This window comes from Pseudomonas moraviensis (genome assembly GCF_900105805.1).
Lineage (GTDB): Bacteria > Pseudomonadota > Gammaproteobacteria > Pseudomonadales > Pseudomonadaceae > Aquipseudomonas > Aquipseudomonas moraviensis_A.
In genome coordinates this window covers 1465421-1485183 of sequence record NZ_LT629788.1, presented here as the reverse complement: position 1 = coordinate 1485183, position 19763 = coordinate 1465421, and the positions used below count along the sequence as shown (strand labels likewise).

The 19763-nt window shown below is 59.3% G+C and carries 15 protein-coding genes, 1 tRNA gene and 2 pseudogenes; 12 read left to right on the top strand and 6 right to left on the bottom strand.

What is annotated here, in order from left to right:
- Positions 1–14: 14 nt before the first annotated feature.
- The 6 genes and pseudogenes from BLU71_RS07035 (at position 15) to BLU71_RS07010 (ending at position 3579) form a co-directional block, all read left to right on the top strand.
- Entirely contained in the window at positions 15–1052 is a 1038-nt protein-coding gene (locus BLU71_RS07035; protein WP_064362767.1) for a DNA topoisomerase IB, read from the top strand.
- 237 nt (positions 1053–1289) lie between these two features.
- Positions 1290–1520 (top strand): hypothetical protein, encoded by a 231-nt coding sequence (locus BLU71_RS07030; RefSeq protein WP_016774936.1) that lies wholly within the window; start codon positions 1290–1292, stop codon positions 1518–1520.
- Between the two features lie 322 nt (positions 1521–1842).
- Positions 1843–1959, top strand: a pseudogene (locus BLU71_RS07025) (general stress protein); the annotation flags it as partial.
- Positions 1960–2335: 376 nt separating this feature from the next.
- Positions 2336–2887 carry an ATP-dependent Clp protease proteolytic subunit gene (locus BLU71_RS07020; RefSeq protein ID WP_042606840.1) on the top strand — a complete coding sequence of 184 codons (552 nt, stop codon included), beginning with the start codon at positions 2336–2338 and terminating at the stop codon, positions 2885–2887.
- Between the two features lie 186 nt (positions 2888–3073).
- On the top strand, positions 3074–3331 hold the full coding sequence (locus tag BLU71_RS07015; protein ID WP_083352661.1) for a DUF6555 family protein: 258 nt from the start codon (positions 3074–3076) through the stop codon (positions 3329–3331).
- Complete coding sequence (locus BLU71_RS07010; protein WP_083352660.1) at positions 3328–3579, top strand: hypothetical protein; 252 nt, start codon at positions 3328–3330, stop codon at positions 3577–3579. Before BLU71_RS07015 ends, BLU71_RS07010 begins: the two co-directional genes overlap by 4 nt.
- Positions 3580–3591: 12 nt before the next feature.
- Here BLU71_RS07010 and BLU71_RS07005 read toward each other — a convergent pair whose 3' ends face one another.
- Together BLU71_RS07005 and BLU71_RS07000 are read right to left on the bottom strand one after the other, a co-directional pair.
- On the bottom strand, positions 3592–4005 hold the full coding sequence (locus BLU71_RS07005; RefSeq protein ID WP_065616243.1) for a cupin domain-containing protein: 414 nt from the start codon (positions 4003–4005) through the stop codon (positions 3592–3594).
- A gap of 123 nt (positions 4006–4128) precedes the next feature.
- Positions 4129–5022, bottom strand: a complete 894-nt coding sequence (locus BLU71_RS07000; protein WP_141681043.1) for a transcriptional regulator GcvA — start codon at positions 5020–5022, stop codon at positions 4129–4131.
- Positions 5023–5131: 109 nt separating this feature from the next.
- On the opposite strand from BLU71_RS07000, the gene gstA reads away from it, so the two are divergent.
- The 3 genes from gstA (at position 5132) to BLU71_RS06985 (ending at position 8527) form a co-directional block, all read left to right on the top strand.
- Positions 5132–5743: a glutathione transferase GstA gene (gstA, locus tag BLU71_RS06995; RefSeq protein WP_083352659.1), complete on the top strand. Its 612-nt coding sequence runs from the start codon at positions 5132–5134 to the stop codon at positions 5741–5743.
- Positions 5744–5815: 72 nt separating this feature from the next.
- Complete coding sequence (locus BLU71_RS06990) at positions 5816–6196, top strand: RidA family protein (RefSeq protein ID WP_065616240.1); 381 nt, start codon at positions 5816–5818, stop codon at positions 6194–6196.
- A 342-nt stretch (positions 6197–6538) separates the two neighbouring features.
- Complete coding sequence (locus tag BLU71_RS06985; RefSeq protein ID WP_083352658.1) at positions 6539–8527, top strand: peptidase U32 family protein; 1989 nt, start codon at positions 6539–6541, stop codon at positions 8525–8527.
- Between the two features lie 121 nt (positions 8528–8648).
- Here BLU71_RS06985 and BLU71_RS06980 read toward each other — a convergent pair.
- Positions 8649–8723: transfer RNA gene (locus tag BLU71_RS06980), tRNA-Gln, on the bottom strand.
- A gap of 307 nt (positions 8724–9030) precedes the next feature.
- Between BLU71_RS06980 and BLU71_RS06975 the strand changes: the two genes are divergently transcribed.
- Positions 9031–10065 (top strand): alpha/beta fold hydrolase, encoded by a 1035-nt coding sequence (locus BLU71_RS06975; RefSeq protein WP_083352657.1) that lies wholly within the window; start codon positions 9031–9033, stop codon positions 10063–10065.
- Positions 10066–10433: 368 nt separating this feature from the next.
- Here the strand turns inward: BLU71_RS06975 and BLU71_RS06970 are convergent.
- The 3 genes and pseudogenes from BLU71_RS06970 to tssM all read right to left on the bottom strand — a co-directional run bounded on the left by BLU71_RS06970 (position 10434) and on the right by tssM (position 16677).
- Positions 10434–11458: pseudogene (locus BLU71_RS06970) on the bottom strand (GlxA family transcriptional regulator).
- 108 nt (positions 11459–11566) lie between these two features.
- Positions 11567–12928, bottom strand: coding sequence for a hypothetical protein (locus tag BLU71_RS06965; RefSeq protein WP_083352656.1), 1362 nt, complete (start codon positions 12926–12928; stop codon positions 11567–11569).
- A 71-nt stretch (positions 12929–12999) separates the two neighbouring features.
- Positions 13000–16677 carry a type VI secretion system membrane subunit TssM gene (gene tssM / locus BLU71_RS06960; protein ID WP_083352655.1) on the bottom strand — a complete coding sequence of 1226 codons (3678 nt, stop codon included), beginning with the start codon at positions 16675–16677 and terminating at the stop codon, positions 13000–13002.
- A 315-nt stretch (positions 16678–16992) separates the two neighbouring features.
- On the opposite strand from tssM, the gene tssF reads away from it, so the two are divergent.
- Positions 16993–18759, top strand: coding sequence for a type VI secretion system baseplate subunit TssF (tssF, locus tag BLU71_RS06955; protein WP_083352654.1), 1767 nt, complete (start codon positions 16993–16995; stop codon positions 18757–18759).
- A 15-nt stretch (positions 18760–18774) separates the two neighbouring features.
- Positions 18775–19572 (top strand): type IVB secretion system protein IcmH/DotU, encoded by a 798-nt coding sequence (gene icmH, locus BLU71_RS06950; RefSeq protein ID WP_083352653.1) that lies wholly within the window; start codon positions 18775–18777, stop codon positions 19570–19572.
- The last annotated feature ends 191 nt before the right edge of the window (positions 19573–19763 follow it).

The window sequence follows — 19763 nt, the reverse complement described above, 5'->3', positions numbered from 1 at the left end:
CGAAGGAAACCGCCATGCCCGATACCGTGCTGACAGATGCCCTGCCCGCCGATCTGCATTACGTCGATGACACTCAGCCTGGTATCACCCGGAAAAAACTGCGCGGCAAGTTCGTCTATTTCGAACCGTCGGGGCAGCGCATCACCGACCCGGACGAAATCAAACGCATCAACGCCCTCGCGGTGCCGCCGGCGTATACCGATGTGTGGATCTGCGCCGATCCCTGCGGGCATTTGCAAGCCACCGGCCGCGATGCGCGCGGGCGCAAGCAGTACCGTTACCACGCACGCTGGCGCGAAGTACGCGACGCCGACAAATACTCGCGTCTGCGCGACTTCGGCCTGGCCCTGCCAAAACTGCGGCGCCAGCTTGAAGCGCTGCTCGATGCGCCGGGCTTCAGCCGTGACAAGGTCATGGCAACAGTGATCACCTTGCTCGACGCCACGCTGATCCGCGTCGGCAATACCCAATATGCGCGGGACAATCGCTCCTATGGCCTGACCACGTTGCGCAGCCGCCACGTCGAGGTCAACGGCAGCGCGATCCTGTTCCAGTTCCGTGGCAAGAGCGGCATCGAGCACCAGATCACGGTCAAGGATCGCCGCCTGGCGCGAATCATCAAGCGCTGTCTGGAAATTCCCGGGCAGAACCTTTTTCAGTACCTCGATGAACACGGCGAGCGGCATACCGTTACCTCGTCCGACGTCAACGCCTATCTGCAGAAACTGACCGGCGCTGCGTTCACCGCCAAGGACTACCGCACATGGGCGGGCAGCGCCCTGGCCTTGTCGGTGCTGCGCGAGTTGCAGCATGAGTCGGAAACCGAAGCCAAGCGCCACGTGGTCGAAGCCGTAAAGAACGTCGCCAAACAGTTGGGTAACACCCCCGCGGTGTGCCGCAAGTGCTACATCCACCCCGCCGTGGTCGAGCATTTCATGCTCGGCGCCCTCGCCGAACTGCCCCGCCCACGAGTACGCAAAGGCTTGCGCGCCGAGGAAGTGGCTTTGGCGATGTTTCTCGAACGCATGTGCGAAGTAACCGAGGCGTCCTGAGTCGCACGTACCCCCTTGTAGGAGTGAGCCTGCTCGCGATAGCGGTCTGTCAGCTGATGAAGATGTCGACTGACACACCGCTATCGCGAGCAGGCTCACTCCTACAATGAGTTTCGCCGTCGAGCTGAGCCGGGTATTTTTTGCACGATCGCGCAGGTCTTCTATAGTTGATCTGAAGGTTTGCGACACGCGGGCTTTGTGTTGCAACTCAGCCGTTTCAGCGAACGGAGGTGTTCCATGTCCGAGAAAGAGTCCATCACCACCCTCCTCACCCTGCTCGACGCCCGCCAGGCGCGCCTCGCAGCCGCCTGCAAAGAGATTGCCGACTGGGTTGATCATCAAGGCGGGCATCCGACGGCCCTGCGCATCCGCGATCGACTGCACGATATTGAAAAGGATGCGCCGCTGATCCGCGACACGCTGTCGACACTCAAGCCGATCGACCGGCCGTTGCCGCGGTTCAGGTAGTTTCGGTTCAAGCAACTTCAACCAACTGCTTAACCAACTGCGCGGCATCGGTGTAATTACAATTCTTTATTATTCATTGCGATTGAACATAGCTGCTTTAGTTATATCGCGATAAATGACTAGATCAAGTTCACGTAGAGAAATACCGCTCATCGGATCAGTTAAAAATAATCAAAACACCGTGAACCGATACGTAATCGAAGTAAGTGTCCATCGCGACAACGGACATCACTAGCGAAACGTTAAGAGATATCGGAGAGCTATCATGACCACCGGAAATAAAAATACAGGCAAGGCCGGCAACGATCGTGACAAGACGCAAGAGTCCGGGAAAAAAGGCGGACAGTCTGGCGGTAACTTCGCCAACGATCGTGAAAAAGCATCCGAGGCTGGTCGCAAAGGCGGACAATCCAGCCACAGTGGAGGTCGCAAATCGTAAATGAGCGGTACAAGGGCAGCTTTGCTGCCCTTTGTAATATTCGATGGAGCGCAATGATGACGACCGCCATTGATATTGTTCCAGGCAAGCTACACCGGCACGAAGGCGCTGAAGGCGTTCCAGAGGCAACGCGCAGTTCCTCCGAGAAACTACCGGACCCCTCGGTGTCACCGTGCATTGAAAGAAAACCTGGCCACCCGCAGCACGGCGATCGTGCCCAACATGCGTGTTACGAGCGCAGGCAGTTGATCGTTAACGCTGAAAACTCTCGAGAAACGGAAACGGCGCCAACCTATGAACGCTGCTCCTGACTGAGCTTACCAGTCCTGCGCAAGGAGCCCGTTCGCAGCGCAGCCGGCCCGTCGAGGAAATCGCCATGCCTGTCCACGTCATCAACTTTACCGGTCCGATCAATGCATCAACCTGTGGTCAACTGATTGACAAAGCCTCGTTGGCGGTAAAGGAAGATGCTCCCAGATTGATTCTGAACATCGCCACCATGGGTGGCGAATGCAGTTACGGCTTCACGATGTACAACTTTCTGATAGCGCTGCCCGTCCCGGTACACACCCATAACCTGGGCACGGTCGAGTCGATGGGCAATATCGTTTTCCTTGCTGGCCAACGCCGAACCGCCTGTACTCATAGCAAGTTTCTGTTTCACCCTTTTCATTGGCACCTGCAGGGAGCGGTCGATCATTCACGCATGTCGGAATATGCCATGAGCCTGGATTATGACTTGCACCTGTACGCGCAAATTGTCGCCGAGCGCACAAGTAACGGAAAAAACGCGCTGGAGACGGAGAAGTATCTGACGGCAGCGCCGCGCATCATCAATCCTGAAGAAGCCTTGCATGCAGGTCTGATCACGGCGGTTGAAGATACCGAGGTTCATGCGGACTTCGTCTGTTCGTGTATTTATTCGTAAGTTTGCAACTTACTGACGCGCCGTGGCAGTCGCGTTTGCCTTGCCCTGCAAGACGAATTTGTACTCCGCACACTCGCCATACAAACTCTAATCCCAACTAACAACCGATCGTCCCGGCAGCGTGCATTTTCTCTGAATTATTCATTTCCTCAGATATCCCTGTTCATAAGCATGGGGAGGAAATGTATGAGCGGAGCAGATCTGTACGTGATCGATTACCTGCTGCACGGAAAGCCCAGGTCATTCGTCATTCGCACAAAAAACATGAACAATGCCGAAGCCTGGCAGTGGGCAAGTTGTGACGCGGGTATAGCGCCCATTCCCCGCCCTGGTCGGCTGCCGTTGAAACGTTTTTCCAAACCGATGGCGGAACGCTTCGGCGTGACCGAAGTGCAATGGCGAGAATCGGTGTCTCTGGTCTGGGAGGAGGATCACGTGAAATGACAGAACACACCTTGAAATTCGATTTCGGCCGCTCCTGGGACGACGAGATGGCCGACAATGTCGCGATGTTCCGTGAGGCCGATCTGCTGGAAGAAGCGGCCTACAGAATCATCGAGCATGACACCGAAAGCCCTGAGGCCTGGGCTCGCTTCAGCGAAGCAAAGGCCTTGGCCGACGCCAAGCGAACGGCGGCCTATCAGGACTGGATGCGCATCAAGCGCGCGATGAGCAAGCCGCGCTCCAAATAGCAACCTGACAGGTCATGGTTTAAGGATCAGCAGCGGCTCGCCCTTGGGCACGATATAAGTCGCCAGTTCCACGCCCTTCTCGCTGCCAATGTTCTTTGCCACATGCGCCACGCCCGCCGGGATAAACAGCGAATCGCCGGCCTTGAGTGTCACTGGCGCTTGCCCTTCGAGCTGATACTCGAACGTGCCGCTGATGACATAGGCGACTTCAACGCCAGGGTGCGCATGCCGAGGCGCGCTGACGCCGGCATCGAAATCGATTCGCGCCTGAATCACTTCGCGATTGTCAGCGCCGAGATCCTGGCGAACCAGATCGGTGCGGCTCAAACCTTTCTGCCAGCTCGTCGCCGGCGCATCCGCCGCATGAGCGAAACCGGTAAGGGAGGCGAAGACAACGGCAGAAGCCAGAAACAGTGGACGGTACATGGTGGTGCCCTCTCAAACGTAGTGTTGGTGTGAGGGCTACTTTGGGCTCGGCATGTAAGGCGGATGTGTCTCGAAAGCCCGGTTTGGTGTTGCCGTGTGTATCCGCTGAGGGTTGATACACGCTTATACAAACGTATCGCGGGCCACAGCCACAAGCCATTGTCTGAATGCGCTGATCTTTGTCGAGTCAGCGGTTTCATGGGGTGTGACCAGATAGAAGCCGAGATCATCCTGCAGGCGCAGGTCGAACGGTGCGACCAATCGTCCTGCACGCAGATCGTCGTTCACGTAAGTCGAACGCCCGATGCACACGCCCTGCCCGTCAATTGCCGCCTGCACCGCCATCATCGCCAGATCGAAGGTCAGCTTCGCGCCAGCGGCCAACTGCGCAGGCTGGCCTGCGGCGCTGAGCCATGCCTGCCAGTCTTTAGCGGTGACACCACTGACTTGTACAAGGGTGTGGCTGGCCAGATCTTGCGGTGTGTGCAATGTCGTCGCCACTGCTGGACTGCACACAGGAAATACCTTATCCGCCATGAGAAAGTCCGCGCGCAGACCTTTCCATTCGCCCCGCCCGTAGCGAATCGCCGCATCGATACCTCCTCGGCGGAAATCCACCAGGTCGGTTGTGGCGCTGATGCGCACATCGATGTCCGGGAACGCCTGCTGGAATGCCGGCAGGCGCGGCAATAGCCATTTCGACGCAACCGAGACCAGCGTGCTGATGGTCAGCACGCTGGACCCGCGCGATTCGAGCAACTGTTGCGTCGAATGACGCAGCGCATGAAACGCCGAACGCACGCCCGGCAGGTAGGCCTGGCCGTCTTCGCTGAGCGCCAAACCATTCTTTAGTCGCAGGAATAACGTGACACCCAGCTCGGCTTCGAGGCGTCGTATCTGGTGGCTGATTGCTGTCTGGGTGACATTCAACTCGGCTGCAGCCATGGTAAAGCTCATATGCCGCGCGGCCGCTTCGAAAGCACACAAGGCGTTGAGAGAGGGAAGTCTGGCGATCATGGGGCCTGCATTACGCATGAGAATTTGTCATACGCTAGCACCGCAAATGACCTTTGCGGAAGTTTCGCCCGCAGAGGATCGTGGCGCCTCAAACTTCCGGGGACACGCCATGAAACTCTACTTTGCACCGATGACCTGTTCGCTTTCACCGCACATCGTTCTGCGCGAACTCGGCTTGCCGTTCGAGCTGATCCGCGTCAACAACCAGACCAAGCGCACGGCTGAAGGCCTTGACTTTCGCGATATCAACCCGAAAGGCTATGTGGCCGCGCTGCAACTGGATAACGGCGAAGTGCTGACCGAAGGCCCGGCGATCCTGCAATTTCTCGCCGACCAGGTCCCGGGAAACACCTTGGCGCCCGCGGTCGGTACATGGGAGCGCATACGACTGCAGGAGCATCTGAATTTCATCGGCTCGGAGATCCACGGCGCCAGCGCGCCATTGTTCAGCGCCGAAATCCCGGAAGCAGTCAAAGCGATTTTTCGGCAGAAACTGTGCAAGCGGCTGGATTACCTTGAGCGCATTCTGGCGGATCGGAACTATCTGATGGGTAGCTTCGGCGTCGCCGATGCCTACCTGTTCACGGTGCTGACCTGGTTGCCGACATTTGACATCGCTATCGCCGAATGGCCAGCGCTGACCAGCTACATGAAACGCATCGGTGCGCGACCCAGTGTGCTTGCGGCCATCGCGGCGGAAGCAGCAACGCAGCCAGTCTGAACGCGCACGGGCCATCGCCGGAGGGAATCTGTAAACTGGCGCGACCTTCATTCACTCGAACAAGAGATGCCCATGGCCAATCAAGACATCATCTTCACGCCCGATCCGGACACCGATTCGATTTCGTCCGACGTCGCCACCTTCGGCGGGATCATGGTCTCGACGCAGATCCCCACCCGCGCCGATGGCAGTCTGGAACTGGGCGGCATCACCGAGCAAAGCGAGTGCACGCTGCAAGCGCTGAAAGCCGCACTGGAGCGTGCCGGCAGTTCGATGGACCGCGTAATGCACCTGACCATCTACCTCACCGACATGGCTGATCGCGCGGCGTTCAACGAAGTCTATAAACGCTTTTTCGCCAAGCCATGGCCAGTGCGGGCAGCGGTTGGCGTTGCGTCGCTGGCGGTTGAAGGGATGCGTGTGGAAGTGACGGCGATGGCGGCCAAGGGCTGATTGAAATTGCACAGCGTCATTTCAATTACTCTGGAATGACACAACCCCTGTAGGAGTGAGCCTGCTCGCGATAGCGGTGTGTCAGACAAGATGATTTGACTGACCCGACGCTATCGCGAGCAGGCTCACTCCTACAATGGTTTGTGTGTAGCCGCGATTCCGAGTACACCGCGAAAAAATCCTGTGGGAGCGGGCTTGCCCGCGAAGAGGCCGGAACATTCAACACAACAGTCAACCGAACTGACCCGATCGCCAGCCACCATCGGGCAGCACACACGTGCCCGCCGCGCGTTTCACGGGTAGAATGCGCCCCTTGCCCGTGACCGCCTGACTAAAAAAACTATGTCCTTGCCCAAGCATCACCTGGAATTGCTCAGCCCTGCTCGCGATGTCGCCATTGCCCGCGAGGCCATCCTGCATGGCGCCGACGCCGTGTACATCGGCGGCCCGAGCTTCGGTGCGCGCCACAATGCGTGCAACGAAGTCAGCGAAATCGCCGAACTGGTGGAATTCGCCCGTCGTTACCACGCGCGCATTTTCACCACCATCAACACCATCCTGCACGACAATGAACTGGAGCCGGCCCGCAAGCTGATCCATCAGTTGTACGACGCCGGTGTCGATGCGCTGATCGTCCAGGATCTGGGCGTGATGGAGCTGGATATTCCGCCGATCGAGCTGCACGCCTCGACCCAGACCGACATCCGCACCCTGGAGCGAGCGAAGTTCCTCGATCAGGCCGGTTTCTCCCAGTTGGTACTGGCCCGTGAGCTGAACCTGAAAGAAATCCGCGCGATCGCCGATGAAACCGATGCGGCCATCGAGTTCTTCATCCACGGCGCGTTGTGCGTAGCCTTCTCCGGCCAGTGCAATATTTCCCACGCGCAAACCGGCCGCAGCGCCAACCGTGGCGACTGCTCCCAGGCGTGCCGCTTGCCGTACACCCTCAAAGATGAAAAGGGTGGCGTGATCGCCTACGAAAAGCACCTGCTGTCGATGAAAGACAACAACCAGAGCGCCAACATCCGCGCGCTGGTCGAGGCCGGCGTGCGTTCGTTCAAGATCGAAGGTCGCTACAAGGACATGGGCTATGTGAAGAACATCACTGCCTATTACCGCCAGCGTCTGGACGACGTGCTGGAAGACCGCCCGGACCTGGCCCGCGCCTCCAGCGGCCGCACCGTGCATTTCTTCCTGCCCGATCCGGAAAAGACCTTCCACCGTGGCAGCACCGATTATTTCGTTACCGATCGCAAGATCGACATCGGCGCCTTCGATTCGCCGACCTTCACCGGCCTGCCGGTCGGTACCGTGGAAAAAGTCGGCAAGCGTGACATGCAGGTCATCACCCACGAGCCGCTGTCCAACGGCGACGGCCTGAACGTGCTGGTCAAACGCGAAGTGGTCGGTTTCCGCGCCAACATCGCCGAAGCAAAAGGTGAGTTCGAAGAAGACGGCGAGAAGCGCTATCGCTACCGCGTCGAGCCGAACGAAATGCCTGAAGGTCTGTTCAAGCTGCGTCCAAGCCACCCGTTGAATCGCAACCTCGATCACAACTGGCAGCAGGCGTTGCAGAAAACCTCTTCGGAACGTCGCGTGGCCCTGAGCTGGTTCGCCCGTCTGCGCGAAGAACAGCTGGAAGTGACCGCGACCAGCGAAGAAGGCATCAACGCCAGCGTCACACTTAACGGTCCGTTCGGTGTGGCCAACAAGCCGGAACAGGCGCTGGAGCAATTGCGCGACCTGCTCGGCCAGCTCGGCACCACCCAGTACCACGCCACCGACATCAAACTGGATGCGCCACAGGCGTTCTTCATCCCGAATTCGCAGCTCAAGTCGCTGCGCCGCGAAGTCATTGAAGCCCTTACTGCGGCGCGTGTCGCTGCGCATCCGCGTGGCGGCCGTAAAGCCGAAACCACGCCACCGCCGGTGTACCCGGATTCGCACCTGACTTTCCTCGCCAACGTCTACAACCAGAAGGCCCGCGACTTCTACCACCGTCACGGCGTCAAGCTGATCGACGCGGCGTACGAAGCCCACGAAGAGCCGGGCGAAGTGCCGGTAATGATCACCAAGCACTGCCTGCGTTTCTCCTTCAACCTGTGCCCGAAACAGGCCAAAGGCGTGACCGGCGTGCGCACCAAGGTCGCGCCGATGCAATTGATTCACGGCGATGAAGTGCTGACGCTGAAGTTCGATTGCAAGCCGTGCGAGATGCACATCATCGGCAAGATGAAAGGCCACATCCTCAATCTGCCACAGCCGGGCAGCGTGGTCGGCCACATCAGCCCTGAAGACCTGATGAAAACCATCCCGCGCGCACCGCACTGAGTGGGCGGCGTGCGCGGTGCTTCGGCATCGCGTACGCCTGCTTGGCTGACTGGCTCTAGCGCAGCAAATCGCAGGCATAAAAAAACGCCAACTTCTTGCGAAGTTGGCGTTTTTTCGTAGATGGCAGGGGCGGCTGGATTCGAACCAACGCATGGCAGGATCAAAACCTGCTGCCTTACCGCTTGGCGACGCCCCTGTAGCTCTGGTCAGCGGCTCCGTGAGGATCACTGTGAGAACGGGGCGCAATTTATCAACATTCGTTTCGTTTGGGAAGCCCGAGACGAAATATTTTTTGTTTTAAAACAGCCACTTATTATTTTCCCGCGAAAACACTCGGTTTCGTTGCCGTGTATCACAGTGTGTACGCGTCCCGCTGCCATACACGCCCTTGCAAAAACCTCCTATGCCGACACAGAGCGGATACCTCGACACGCTCCAATGCACCCAAGGTTTCAAGGGTTCATCCAGCCCCTTGGCCACAGGCTCGCAAAGGAGACGTCAGCATGAAACAGACTCTGCACACCTCTAAAATCACCCACGCGCTCGGCTTGTCAGTCCTGGCGCTGTCAATGTTCGGCGCCGTCGGCGGCGCTCAGGCGCAAACCACAGAACCCGCCGCCGTCAGCTATTCAGCGCCCTCGCCTTTCGGCGCGCTGAAGCACATCAAGGCTGGCGTACTCGACGTGGCCTACGCCGAAACTGGTCCTGCCGATGGTCCGGTGGTGATTCTGCTGCACGGTTGGCCTTACGACATTCACAGCTATGACGAAGTCGCGCCCCTGCTCGCGGCCAAGGGTTATCGCGTGCTGATGCCGTACGCAAGGGGTTATGGCGATACGCAGTTCCTGTCCAAAGACACCCTGCGCAATGGGCAACCGGCGGCGCTGGCCAGTGACGTGATCGACTTCATGGACGCGTTGAAAATCAAACAGGCGGTGCTGGGTGGTTATGACTGGGGCGCGCGCTCGGCGGACATCGTCGCGGCATTGTGGCCTGAGCGCGTAAAGGCACTGGTGGCGGTCAGCGGCTATCTGATCGGCAACCAGGCCGCCGGCCAGAATCCATTGCCGCCCAAAGCCGAATTGCAGTGGTGGTACCAGTTCTACTTCGCCACCGAGCGCGGCCGCGCCGGCTATGCCAAGAACACCCACGACTTCGCCAAACTGATCTGGCAACTCGCCTCACCGCAGTGGAAGTTTGATGACGCGACTTTTGATCGCAGTGCCAAGGCGTTGCAGAATCCCGATCACGTCGAGATCACTGCGTTCAACTACCGCTGGCGTCTGGGCCTGGTACAGGGCGAAGAGAAATATGCCGCGCAGGAACAGAAACTTGCGACTGCACCGTCGATCAGCGTTCCGACGATTACTTTAGAGGGCGATGCCAACGGCGCACCGCACCCGGCACCGGAGGATTATGCCAAGCGCTTTACCGGGAAATATCAATTCCGGCTGATCGAGGGTGGGGTTGGGCATAATTTGCCGCAAGAGGCGCCGAAGGCGTTTGCGCAGGCTGTGATGGATGCGGATCGTCTCTGACAGACCCGACCTCAAAAGCCCCTCACCCTAGCCCTCTCCCGGAGGGAGAGGGAACTGATTGGGGGATGCTCAAGATTTACGCCGACCTGAAAGCGCTGTATTGAATCCATAATCGACATCCATCTTTCAGGACGATGTACAGCGCAAGATGACAGCCCCGCCCTCAAAAGCCCCTCACGCTAGCCCTCTCCCGGAGGGAGAGGGAACTGATTGGGGGATGCTCAAGATTTACGCCGACCTGAGAGCGCTGTATTGAATCCATAATCGACATCCATCTTTCAGGTCGATGTACAGCGCAAGATACCTCGGCTCCCTCTCCCTCTGGGAGAGGGCTGGGGTGAGGGTTTTTGGGGATTGCACCGGTCGATCTATTTAACCAGCCGCTTCTCCTTCGAAGGCCGATAACCAAGTACGAGCTGTAGCACTTGCTGAAATGGCTCGGTGAGACAAAACCGCAAGCCACCAGCACTTCCACCTGCGACAGTTCGGTGTGTTGCAGCAGGCGTCGTGCTTCGGTGATGCGCAGTTCCAGGTAATAGCGTTGCGGCGTGGTGCCCAGTTGTTCCTTGAACAAGCGCTCCAACTGACGCCGTGAGCGGCCGGCGTATACGGCCAGCTGTTCCAGTTCCAACGGTTCTTCGAGGTTGGCGTCCATCAGCTTGATCACTTCACGCAGCGGCGCGCTGACGCAGATGTTTTCATCGGGTTTGATGCGCCGGTAGCGCGACTCTTCGAAGGCGAGGATATCTTCAATGCCTTCGACCAACGCCTTGCCGTGCAAGCCCTTGATCCAGTCCAGCGCCATATGGAAGGCCCCGGACGGGCTCGACGCGGTGAGCCGATCACGATCGATCACGTAAGGCTCGCTGCTGACATGGGTGTTCTTGGCGATCTCAGTGAGTGCCGGGCGATGTTCCGGGTGAATCGCGCAGCGATAGCCGTCGAGCAAACCGGCGCGGCCGAGAAACCACGAGCCATTCCACAATCCGGCCAGGCTCACGCCCCGCTCCGCTGCGGCCTTGAGTAAACCGATGAATTCGTCGCTAGCGCGCAGTTCGGTGCGGTAGCCACCGCATATCACCAGCAGATCCAGCTCGTGAAGCGCAGCAGAATCCAGGCGCGCATCGGGGCGGATGACCAGGCCCAGATCGCTGATCACCTCGCCATCGCCAAGGCCGAAAGTGCGCGACGAGAAAAGCCCCGGGCGCAACAGGTTGGTGGTAACTACCGTGTCCAGCGCCTGGGTAAAGGCCGGAAGGGAAAAGTGTTCGAGCAACAGGAAACCGGTGCGGGTCACGCCGGTGGTATCGGTGTTCTGCTCATTCAGATAGCGAAGGTTCTTGCCCTTCATGCCACCGCTGAATTGACGTCGTTCAATCAAGGTCGGGTCCATCGGTCGTTGTTATGCGAGCGATAGTTGGCCGGTTCTGCGCAAGAGTCAATCATGGCTAGGGTTGAAGGACCATTACGCGGGTATGCAAGGCGCCGATCGCAATGCCGTCTATCGTTCCGAGAGTGACGTGCAATGGTCGCCCGGATGCTCTCGCTGCAGAAAGCCGCCGATTTCCGCTATAGCAAAACCAACGTCATACCCGGCACGAATCAATTCTGCGAACCTGAGCATCACTGAGGTCCCCGCATCCAGCGCCAACGCATTGACCATCAACTCACGTATGGGCGCGCACAGTTCGGCGTCGACACCGGTTGCGCACTCCTGCCCAGTGACATGGGTAATTCGTCTGCTCGCTGTGAAGCCGCTGGTGTATTCGTCAATGCCGAACAACTCTTCAAACAACATACCCAATGTACCTGCCGGTTGATGTTCCGGTCGGTTCCAGGATCTGAGCTCGAGCGACTCCCGTTTGGCCTTCTCCAAGTACCGCCTTATCTTTCCGGGAATCGTCGCTGCGGCTTTTACCCGATTGTAATATTGGTGGCTGGCCAGACTGGCAGCGTCTTTGACGACTTTCCACGCAACAAACCAGAGTTGAGTAACGCTGTAGGTGTGCAGGGCTGAGCGCAGGGTGCTTTTTATCTCGTCCCACTCTTGCTCGGCGAGTTCATGGCCGTACCGTTTGCAGTGGTCGCCAAAATATCTCATGACATCGGCAATGGCGTATTCCAGCCACAGATTGAAAATGCCGTCGACATCCGTATAGGTCCGTTCCGACAGAACTCGGATAACTTCGCCGCCGTCCACAGCAGTGGCGCCGGGCATCAGCACGTACGCCACCTGATCGCTCACTACCCACACGTCGTCCCCTTTCCAGTAATACGTTCCTGGCTTTGCCTTCGAGGGGTCCTCGAGAAGGACGCCCGCGTCCTTCAGAATCTTGAGAAAGTCGTCGAGATACCAAGGTGCCAGTCCTCGACAATCAGCCAGCGTAAAACCGGCCTGGGTCAGCCTTGGCGTGACCGCATTGTCCAGTGCTAGCAGTAACAGCGCCTGCGCGTCCGTGATCGCAGAATAATCCACAACCTGACAGGCTTGTTGGCGATGATATTCGGCAAGACGCGCCTCCAACTGTGCCGCTTTCGCTTTCTCAGCCTCCCTCGCCAAGGTATCCCGCTCATCCTGACAACGAGTGCAGAGCGTGGTCGAGCGTAATGCACTCTTCCAGACCTGGGAGCGGTTGCGGATTTCGACCCGTTCGTCGCATTCAGGACACGCCTGATTTTCATCGAACGCTCTGCAACGCTCACGTATGAAGGCCGCCATCGTGACGCCCTGAGGCAGTTGCAGCACCTCATTCAGTACATTCACTTTTTCAAGAAACTGCCCGGATTCATCCATCGCCCAGTAACGCTGGATCAACTCGATTTCTTTAGGGTCTTCGGTCAGTAGTTGTAGCCTGATTGTCATGCCAAGCGTCCTGTTGCATTCATGGTGAATTGATCTCGCCACCCGCCGATTTTGCGGATCGACTTCGTGCCTCAGCGTTGCGCAACACCGTTCGTGGTTCGATGCGCACGGCGCTCTTCCAACAACGTCCTGGGCAACACAAACCCTTCAAAACTGCGCTGGGTAATCGGGTTGTTGGCCTTCTGCGCGCCAATCCGATAACGCATCAACCCATCGGCGACTGAAAAAGTCAGGTCCACGCTGGTGTCGGTTCGGCCATTAAGGTGCCCGCGACTGAGCAACCGGAACAACGACCAACGCCCGCGATAGCTCAGGCTGGCGGTGTTGCCGGTGCTGTGCACCAGGGTCAGTTGGCTGCCATTGCTGTTGCCCAGGCTGTTGGGCCAGACCAGTCCGGTGCGTTGCGGCGCGCCGTGCTGGTAGGGGATCAACTGGCCGTCGACGCTGAGCATGCTGCTCAGGCGGGTGGCGCTCAGGGCCAGGGGTTCGATAGTGAGTTGTACGGCCAAGTGGCCGCGATGGTTGAAAAAGGTATCGCGGATACGCTCGGCTTTTTTCAGTTGTTCAAGCACGTCACTGCGCACAAGGTAGCCGCCGAGGCTGTCGGAATACAGGGCGTTGAGGTTGTCCTTGAGGAACACGTTCAGGTACTGATCGTGGAATTGCTGCAGTCGACCCTGTGGGCCGAAGAAGGCTTCGAAGTCTTCCAGCGAGGCGTCCTCGCCACTGGATTTGAACGGGTAGCGACCCGCCAGACGCTCGCGATAGAAGCTGTAGATTTCGCTGTCCCAGCGTTTTTCCAATTCGAGCAGGGCGGTGATGGTCAACATCTGAGAGCTCTGCGAAGCCAATTGGTTGACGTGTCGGTTCAGGGGCTCGGGCAGACCCGAAGCGATGCGTTGCAGGTTGCGAATCGGGTCAGGATCGGACCTGGAAAACCGGGTAAGCACCACCCCCAGCGCCGCCTTGCCGGGGCTCGGCTGGTCCTGCACACCTTTGACGTAGTCGTAGACGGCATTGATCGCCCGCAGGGTTTCTTCATAGTAGGACGGCTTATCCTGCTCGGCATTGAGCAGCCCGGACAGGCCCGCGAACGCGCGATGAATACCCAGCGCCTGAGTGCGCCCGGTCTCATCGCCAACGGGCAACGCCTCCTTGCCCGTGACCGGCGGGTAGATCAGGGTGTTGTCACGCACGGTTTCCAACAGGCGGCGCAGCGGCGCGGCCGGTCCGGTGACCTGCCCCAGCACCTCCAGGGTTTGGGCCAGATCGGTGAAGTCGGTCACAGCGAACTGGTTCAACGCGCGGCGCCAGCAGTCGACATAGTCGGCGCTGTACAAGGCCCGCAGTCGCTCAGTCAGCACCCGGCGGTCAGCCTCGGAATAATCCAGGCTGCGACGCTCGCCCAGTACCCATTGATCAATCAACGCCAGCTCGGTGACGTTCTGGCTGTTGGGTTCGAAATAATCACGAAAGCCCCGTGCGGTCAGCAGCGGCGGCAGTGCCAGGTTTTCGTCCAGTGCCGCGCCGCTGTCGCGTTCGTTCAGGGGGCGGTAGACCACGTCGAAGGCCGGGCCGATTTCATTGCGCAAATCCAGTTCGCCATGCAGGCGTTCCTGGGCCTGCTGGCGCAGGGCCATGTACACCCGCTGCGCCATCGGAAGTTTGCGCAGTTGCTGTTGGGTTTCTGCGATCAGTGCACGGTGTTCGGGCAGCTCGACATCGGCATAGGTCAGCGCGTAAGTCAGATGACGCATCAAAGCCGCCTGGCGTTGGCCCTGCCCCGGATAGGCCTGTTGCCATTGCTGGACCATCCATTGTGCAACGATCTCCGGACGGCGATTGTCGCGATCCTCAATCATGCGGTACACGCGCAGGGCGGCAAGTTGTCCGTCACTTCCCGGTTCGGCGCGGCGGATGACCTCAACGGCGCGTTCGGCAATCGCCGGCAGGAAACGCCGCGACAACAAACTCAGGTAGGCCTGATCGACCATCGGCCCGATGAGTTGCCCCTGGTACAAGCCCATGTCGGCCAATTTCGGCCAGGTGGCTCGATAGTCGCCATACACCGTGACCGCATCACGAATTTCATCCAGCGGCACCAGCAAGTTCAGCCCGGTCGGGTCAGCCTGGAGGTCGCTGGCCTTGGTGCTGAAGGCCTGGCTCTGGGCCAGGACTTGGTCGGCCTTGTCGCGGTTGATGCCGTAGTAGTACCACCAACCGCCCACCAGCAACGCGCTGGACATCCCGGCCAGTACTGAACCGCTGAGCAGCAGGCGGCGCTTGCGCCGTGCCACTTTGAAGTTGTCCCCGGCCAACCCCGCCTCCGGGTAGACCACCCGCTGTAACAGGTGCTGGGCAAAATACACCACCGAATGCCCCTGCGGCTTGGCCGAGCTGACCGGCGCGGGGAACCCGTAGGCCCGCGCAGAAGCCTCGACGAACAGGTTGGACACTATGCCGCGCTGGTACACCGACGACAGGTACACACCACGCACCAGGGCCGGCGTGGTGTAGCGATCACTGCCCAATACATCGCCGAGAAAGCGCAACAAAATCTCCCGTGAACCGCTGAGCTGACGCATCAGGCAGAACAGCCGCTCACGCACATCGGCTGGCCCGGGGTTACCCATGGCCAGCATAACCTTCATGTTCAGCGCATCGACGAAGCGGTCATAGGCGACCGTCAATTCACCCAGCCATGCATCAAAATCCTCGACGGACTCGAGACTGAAGGTAAATCCCTGTACCTCTTCCCGTGCCGATGCAGGGAGCTTGGCGAACAACTCTTCAAAGCCGTCGAGCAAATCGAACTTGCTCAGCACCACGTACAGCGGCAGGCGCGTGCCCAGCTCATGGCCCAGTTCGTTCAGGCGTGCACGCAGCAGATAGGCCAGGTTGCGGCGCTCGTTGGGCAGACGCTCGAACAGGCTGACCATGTCCACCAACAGCACCACGCCGTTGAGCGGACGGCGGCTGCGGCTGCGCGCCAGCCAGTCGATCAGATGGTGCCACAGGCGTTTCTCGGCGCCGGCAGGCAGCCCGATGGGTTGTTCGACTTGGGCAGCTACCACGGGTTCGGTGATCGCGTCAGTGTCCGCCGCCGCTTCTTCAGTGGGCGCAGCTGGAGCTGGCGTGGGCGGCGGTTGCCGCTCGGGCTGGCTGATGAACTCGCCGGGCGGGTCGATCAGTACCGCCTCATCGCCGATCCACCAGTCGATATCGAACGCCAGATCAGGATCTGCGGCCACTTGCGCTGCGCCACTGCGCGCGGTGCGGGTGAGGGCGAAACTCTGGCTGGAACGGCTGATAAAGCTGGACTTGCCGGCGTTCTCCTCCCCCAGTACCAGGTACCAGGGGATCTGGTGCAGGCTGCGGCCCTGATGGTTGTCCCGAACCCGCGCCAGGCTGTTTTCCAATGAGCGTTCCTGGGCTTGCAGGTACACCAGGCAAGGATCCTGCACCCGTTGTGCCTGTTGCTCCCGCTCCCGCTGCAACCGGCGTTGGCGACGGTGCACAAGCCCGGTCCACACCAACAGCGGCAGCGCCACCAGTACCACGCTGATTGCCAGGCGCAGCGACCAGGGCGCCAACGGCTGCTCGTCGCGCCAGGTCCAGGTCGGGCCCTGCCACCAGAGCCAGCCCAGCGCCACGACAATGATCAACATCCCGGCAGCAATAGTGATGAGTGCCCCATGGCGCTGGAGAGCGGAAAACCCACGCGCCAACGTGCCCAGCCTCTTGTTCATTAACTGTTCGCCCCTGAATTTTTCAAGATGAAATCATCTCCGCAGCATGTGCGAAAAATTATGTATGCCTTGGCGGATTTCATTCGTAAAGTTCCGGCGAACAGTAACAGCGCAAATAACTAACTTTCAATGCACGAAACGAAAGAAACAAAATTTTACATCTGATCGATGCAATTATCTTGACGAAGGATCTCCGCCAACCGAAATATCTAAAAATATTTACCTAGGCGCACTTTAATCAACTAAATCCAACTTCCTACAGAACTTTCTTACACAAAACCGCAACAACTTAAACCAACTAAAAAGGCTTGCGCCATGTCACTAAAAGATCGCTTCTCAGAAGAACTCCGCTATCTGCGCGAGTTGGGGCGCGAGTTCGCTGAAGACAATCCGCAGCTGGCGCCCTTCTTGGGTGAGCAGGCGTCGGATCCGGGGGCTGCGCAACTGCTGGAAGGGTTCGCGTTCCTGACCGCCAAGCTGGCCCTGAAGATCGAGGACGATCTGCCGCAGCTCACCCACCCGCTTCTGCAACAGGTCTACCCCAACTACCTGCGCCCGTTGCCCAGCCTGACGCTGGTACGGTTTGACCCGATGCTGCACGCCCTCAGCGGCCCGCAGGTGATCGCCAAAGGCACGCCGTTATTTTCGCAGCCGGTGGACGGTATCAGTTGCACCTTTCGCACCTGTACCGACGTAACCCTTTACCCCCTGCAGATCACCCACGCCAGCGTCTCCCATAGCGTGCAAAAGTCGATAGTGAGCATTCAGCTGAAGGCCCTGTCGGACCAGCCGTTGAGCGAGTTCATCGGCGATCGCCTGGACTTCCACCTCGGTGGCGGCGACATCAACGCGCTGACGCTCTACCAATGGCTGGCCCAATACCTGCACAAGATGGTGCTGTGCCTTGACGACAAACGCCTGGCCGTGCCCCCGGATGCGCTCGGCTTTGCCGGCTTCGAGCCCCACGACGCACTGCTGCCCGGCCTGGAGCAGCAGCTGGAGGGCTATCGCCTGCTCCAGGAGTACTTTTACTTCCCCCAGCGTTTTCACGGTTTCAGTATCAGCGGCCTGCGCCGCCTCTGGCCTCAGGCCACGGTAGGCCAGATTCGCCTGGAGCTGCATTTTTCCACCCCGCTGCCGGCCTCCGTCCACGTCAACCCCGACACGCTCTGCCTGTACTGCACCCCCGCCATCAACCTGTTCGAACACCCGGCCGAACCGATCCAGCTGAATGGCGAAGAACTGCACGAACCCGTGCAACCGCGCGGCCCGCACGCCCACGCCTATGAAATCTTCAGCATCGACGAGGTCAGCGCCCGACGTCGCAAACCGCAAACCCCGGCAGACAACTATCGCGTCGACTTTGCCCCGTATGAGTCGTTGCAGCATCAGGTGGAACCGGCCGGCGAGCGCACGGCGCGCTATTACAGCCACATCATTGAACCGGAGCTGCTCAAGGATCGCGCCAAACACAGCCTGCGCCTGATCCATGCCGATCAGCGCCCGTACCTGGGTGAGCGTGAAGTACTCAACATCCAACTGACCTGCAGCAATGGCGATCTGCCTCGGCAGTTGCAAGTTGGCGACCTCGACCGCACCACTCAGACCACGCCCTCGTTCGCCACCTACCGCAACCTCACCCGCCCCACTCGCGCCTACCCGCCGATGCTTGACGGCCAGGTGCAGTGGGCACTGATCTCCAACCTGGCCCTGAACAACCTGTCGCTATCATCGCCGGCGGCGCTCAAGGCGGTGTTGCAGGTGTACGACTTCATCGCAGCCCACGACCTGCCCCACCACCGCGCCACCCAACGCCGCCTGGAAGGTATTCGGCAGGTCAGCACCGCTCCGGTCGACTGGTGGATCCAGGGTGTGCCCGTGCGCGGCAGTTGCACCACCCTGACCATCGACCCCGCCGCCTTCAGCAACGCCGGCGACCTGCACCTGTTTGGCAGCGTGCTCTCGCATTTCATGGCGCTGTACGCCAGCACCAACGCGTTCCAGCAACTGGAAATCATCAACGCTGCCGACCATACCGCCTTCACCTGGCCCATGCGCACCGGCCAGCAACCGATCATTTAATCCGCCGAGATCTGTATGCCAACTCTGAACCCCACCACCACCTTTTCCAGCACCCACGGCGACGCCCTCGACGGCCGGCCCGACGGTGAGCTGTTCTGCAATCACGATCCACTGGAATTCCAGTTGCGCGGGCATAGCCTCAACCCGCTGGTCGACGTCGCCATGCCGCTGTTCGGGCTGGTGATGCGCCTGCGCAGGACCGACACCTACCCGTCGGTGGAACAGCTACAGGGACACCTCACCAACCAGATCAAGGCGATGCTGGAAGAACTGCGCCAGCACGGCTACAGCGAGGCCGAACTGCGGGTGTTCTCCTACGTGCTGTGCGTGTTTGTCGATGAGGCGGTGCTGGCCACGCCTTGGGGCACAGGGTCGGTGTGGCAGGCCAAGTCGCTGCTGAGCACCTTCCACCAGGAAACCTGGGGCGGTGAAACCTTCTTCACCCTGCTGACCCGCCTGCAGGAAACGCCGGAACAATACCGCGACGTGTTGCTGCTCATGTACCTGTGTCTATGCCTGGGCTTCAAGGGCCAGTACGCCGTGCAGACCCAGGGCGACCAAGCCTTGCAGCAGTTGATCAGCCGATTGCAGGGCGTAATCGGGACGCTGCACGATCCGGTGCCTGCGCAGTTGACCCGCCCGCTGGACAATGTTGCGCCGCGCCACTACCAGATGAATCGGCAATGGCCGTGGTGGACACCCTGGGCGGCGGCTCTTGTGATCTGCGTGGGAGCTTATGGGTTCTTTGCCATCCGATTGAACAGCATGACCCAGCAAGTAATGCAGTCACTGGAAGCCGTCTTGCTGCGTTGATGACTGTAGGATGTTTCATTGTTTTTTCGTAGTCCCTCCATGCAACTTGGTACCCGAAAAAAAGCATCCGTACGCACAACTAAGGAAACTTCCCACAGCACACACGGAAAGTGTGAAGGCGACAGGCAGAGAATGCCTCTTTAAAGTTCGAGGCCATTAAGACCTGCCACAGGGATTGCCCGCAGGAGTTG